The following is a 3,155-nucleotide window of genomic DNA, read 5'->3' on the forward strand; positions in this document are numbered from 1 at the left end:
TGGCGACGGCGCCGATATCGCCGAGGTGCGTGACATCTATCACAAGCGCCGCGACGTGATGGTCGATGCCTTCGGCCGCGCCGGATGGACCGTTCCCGCACCAGCGGCCTCGATGTTCGCCTGGGCGCCGATCCCGGAGCCGTTCCGTCATCTCGGCTCGCTCGAATTCTCCAAGCTGCTCATCGAACACGCCGATGTGGCGGTGGCGCCTGGTGTCGGTTTCGGCGAGCATGGCGATGATTTCGTGCGCGTGGCGCTGGTCGAGAACGAGCACCGGATCCGCCAGGCGGCGCGCAACATCAAGCGCTTCCTGTCGACCAGCGCCAAGCAGCCCAACAATGTGGTGCCGCTTTCCGCCCACCGGTAAATACAAATTCGATCTGATTTGAGGGGCGTCGCCTTCCATGGCTGAAGCACTGCGTGTTGGAATTGCCGGACTCGGCACGGTCGGCGCATCGGTGGCGCGCGTGTTGCGCGACAAGGCGACGGAACTGACCCGCCAATGCGGGCGCGACATCATCGTGTCGGCGGTTTCGGCGCGCGACCGGAAACGCGACCGTGGCATCGATCTAAGCGCCGCGAACTGGTTCGACGATCCGGTTAAGATGGCGCAGACCGCCGAGCTCGACGTTTTCGTCGAGCTGATCGGCGGCGATGAGGGGCCGGCGCGGGCCTCGGTGAAAGCCGCGCTCGAAGCCGGCCGTCATGTCGTCACCGCCAACAAGGCGCTGCTTGCCAAGCATGGCGTGGCGCTTGCCGAAATCGCCGAGAAGAAGGGCGTGCTGCTCAACTACGAGGCCGCTGTAGCCGGTGGCATTCCCGTCATCAAGACGATGCGTGAAGCGATGGCCGGCAACTCGGTCAACCGTGTGTTCGGCATTCTCAACGGCACCTGCAACTATATCCTGACCCGCATGGAGGCCGAGGGCGTCTCCTTCGACGTCGTGCTGAAGGACGCGCAGCGGCTGGGCTATGCCGAAGCCGATCCGACCTTCGACATCGAGGGCCATGACACCGCGCACAAGCTGTCGATTCTGACCAGCCTAGCCTTCGGCACCAGGATCGCGGCGAACGACATCTACATGGAAGGCATTTCCAACATTACCCAGGCCGACATCCGTGCGGCAGGCGATCTCGGCTACCGGATCAAGCTGCTCGGCGTCGCCCAGCGCACGGAGAGCGGCATCGAGCAGCGCGTCCATCCGACCATGGTGCCGACGGCTTCCGTCATCGCGCAGGTGCACGGCGTCACCAATGCGGTGGCCATCGAGACCGATATTCTGGGCGAATTGCTGCTCTCCGGCCCCGGCGCCGGCGGCAATGCCACCGCCTCGGCGGTCATCGGCGACGTCGCCGACATCGCCAAGAGCCGGCCCGGCTTCCAGCATGGTCCTGTCTTCGGCCGGCCGGCGAAGGAGCTGAAACCCTACAGGAAGGCGCAGATGCGCAGCCATGCCGGCGGCTACTTCATCCGGCTGACCGTGCATGACCGCATCGGCGTGTTCGCGGCGATCGCAAAGCGTATGGCCGACAATGATATTTCGCTGGAATCGATCGTCCAGCATGCGGTCAGCGGCGAGGCGGCGGCGCAGAAGACGGTGATCCTCGTCACCCACGAGACCACCGAGGCCGCCGTGCGCAAGGCCGTCGACGGCATTACCAAGGACGGCCATCTGACCGACAAGCCGCAGGTCATCCGCATCGAGCGGGCAGGGTAGCAGGCCCCCGGAATCTCTGGGCATAACCACTGCCGGCACATTTCGGTTCGATGGGGATATCCCGGAACGAATTGGCGTCGGCGCCGTTCTCTTGGTCAGCAACCAAGGGAGCCGCTTCATGGCCGATACCAACAAATCCGACAGCCCTGACATCGGCGACATCCAGAAGACGTTGGAAAAGCAGATCGCAGACCTGCGCAAGGAGATCACCAAGATCAACAAGAGCATTTCGGCGCGTAGCGCGGAAATGCTCGATGATGCCAGCGAACAGGCATCGGATTTCTACGAGACAGCCGCTTCGCGTGCCTCGCGGACGGCACAGCAGTTGCGCAGCCAGGCCCAGGCGGTTTCGGACGTCGCGCGCGAAAATCCGGGCACGACGACCGCCGTGGTTGGCCTTATCGGCCTGCTCGGCTTTCTGGCCGGGATAGCCGTCGGCCAGTCGATGAACGACACGTCGCGCCGCTGGTACTGAGCGCGCCGGCATTGAGCCGGCGCTGCCGGCTCGCTTCGTTTCAGGACATCATTTGAAGGAGGGCACCATGGCTTCGTCCGTGTTGATCGGCATCCTGATCACGTTTCTCGTCATCATTCTCGTTCTCTATCTGGTGCAGCGGCTGCCGCTCGACGCCAGAATGAGGCAGATCGTGCAGATCATCGTCATCATCATCGGCATTATTTCGCTGCTCAAATACCTCGCGGTTTTCTAGGCCACCAACGGCGGCAACTTCCTGTTTCCTGCCGGCCCGGTTCGTCTCGAACCGGGCCGACATTGTTTCAAGAATAAGGTTCAATCGATTGATATTGCTATCCTTTCGATAAAACTGGCGACAGGTCTTGCCGTTGTCATGCTCGTTTGACAAAACAGGCGCGCCTCCGGCGGGAGGCGGCGTCAAACGAGGATTTGCCGAATGAATGTGGCCCAGAATATCGTCGCCGGCCTTGACCGGATACTCACCATGGAACTGGTGCGCGTCACCGAACGAGCCGCCGTCGCGGCCGCCAGGCTGCGCGGCCGCGGCGACGAAAAGGCCGCCGACCAGGTCGCAGTCGACGCCATGCGCGAGGAGCTCAACCGCCTTGCCATCAAGGGCACGGTGGTGATCGGCGAGGGCGAGCGGGACGAGGCGCCGATGCTCTATATCGGCGAAGAGGTCGGTACCGGCAAAGGCCCGGCGGTCGATATCGCGCTTGATCCGCTCGAAGGCACGACGATTTGCGCCAAGAACCTGCCGAACGCGCTCGCCGTGATCGCGATCGCCGAGAAGGGCAGCCTGCTGTTCGCACCCGACGTCTACATGGACAAGATCGCGATCGGTCCGGGTTATGCAGAAGGCGTCATCGACATCGATGCCTCGCCGGCCGACAACATCGCCAGTGTCGCCCGGGCGAAGGGCGCCGCCGTATCCGACATCACGGCCTGCATCCTCGACCGGC

General features: G+C 63.4%; 5 protein-coding genes. All 5 read left to right on the forward strand.

Features of this window, described 5'->3' with window-relative positions; all coding sequences use genetic code 11:
• A partial coding sequence (locus EOA36_RS31845) for an aminotransferase class I/II-fold pyridoxal phosphate-dependent enzyme (protein WP_127280819.1) occupies positions 1–367 on the forward strand: 367 nt, incomplete at its 5' end.
• Between the two features lie 37 nt (positions 368–404).
• Positions 405–1,718 carry a homoserine dehydrogenase gene (locus EOA36_RS31850; protein WP_127280820.1) on the forward strand — a complete coding sequence of 438 codons (1,314 nt, stop codon included), beginning with the start codon at positions 405–407 and terminating at the stop codon, positions 1,716–1,718.
• A gap of 118 nt (positions 1,719–1,836) precedes the next feature.
• Positions 1,837–2,193 carry a hypothetical protein gene (locus tag EOA36_RS31855; RefSeq protein WP_127280821.1) on the forward strand — a complete coding sequence of 119 codons (357 nt, stop codon included), beginning with the start codon at positions 1,837–1,839 and terminating at the stop codon, positions 2,191–2,193.
• A gap of 67 nt (positions 2,194–2,260) precedes the next feature.
• The gene (locus tag EOA36_RS31860; RefSeq protein ID WP_081295122.1) at positions 2,261–2,428 is read left to right on the forward strand and encodes a Thivi_2564 family membrane protein; all 168 of its coding nucleotides are present in this window, start codon (positions 2,261–2,263) and stop codon (positions 2,426–2,428) included.
• Between the two features lie 201 nt (positions 2,429–2,629).
• On the forward strand, positions 2,630–3,155 hold a 526-nt coding region (locus EOA36_RS31865; RefSeq protein WP_127280822.1), incomplete at its 3' end, for a fructose-bisphosphatase class II.

It is taken from the genome of Mesorhizobium sp. M8A.F.Ca.ET.021.01.1.1, from assembly GCF_003998025.1.
In the GTDB taxonomy this organism is placed as follows: Bacteria; Pseudomonadota; Alphaproteobacteria; order Rhizobiales; family Rhizobiaceae; genus Mesorhizobium.

Bases quoted from the DNA above. Each gene is read 5' to 3' on its own strand.
- EOA36_RS31850 (WP_127280820.1), top strand. From the start codon at position 405: ATGGCTGAAGCACTGCGTGTTGGAATTGCCGGACTCGGCACGGTCGGC.
- EOA36_RS31855 (WP_127280821.1), top strand. From the start codon at position 1,837: ATGGCCGATACCAACAAATCCGACAGCCCTGACATCGGCGACATCCAG.
- EOA36_RS31860 (WP_081295122.1), top strand. From the start codon at position 2,261: ATGGCTTCGTCCGTGTTGATCGGCATCCTGATCACGTTTCTCGTCATC.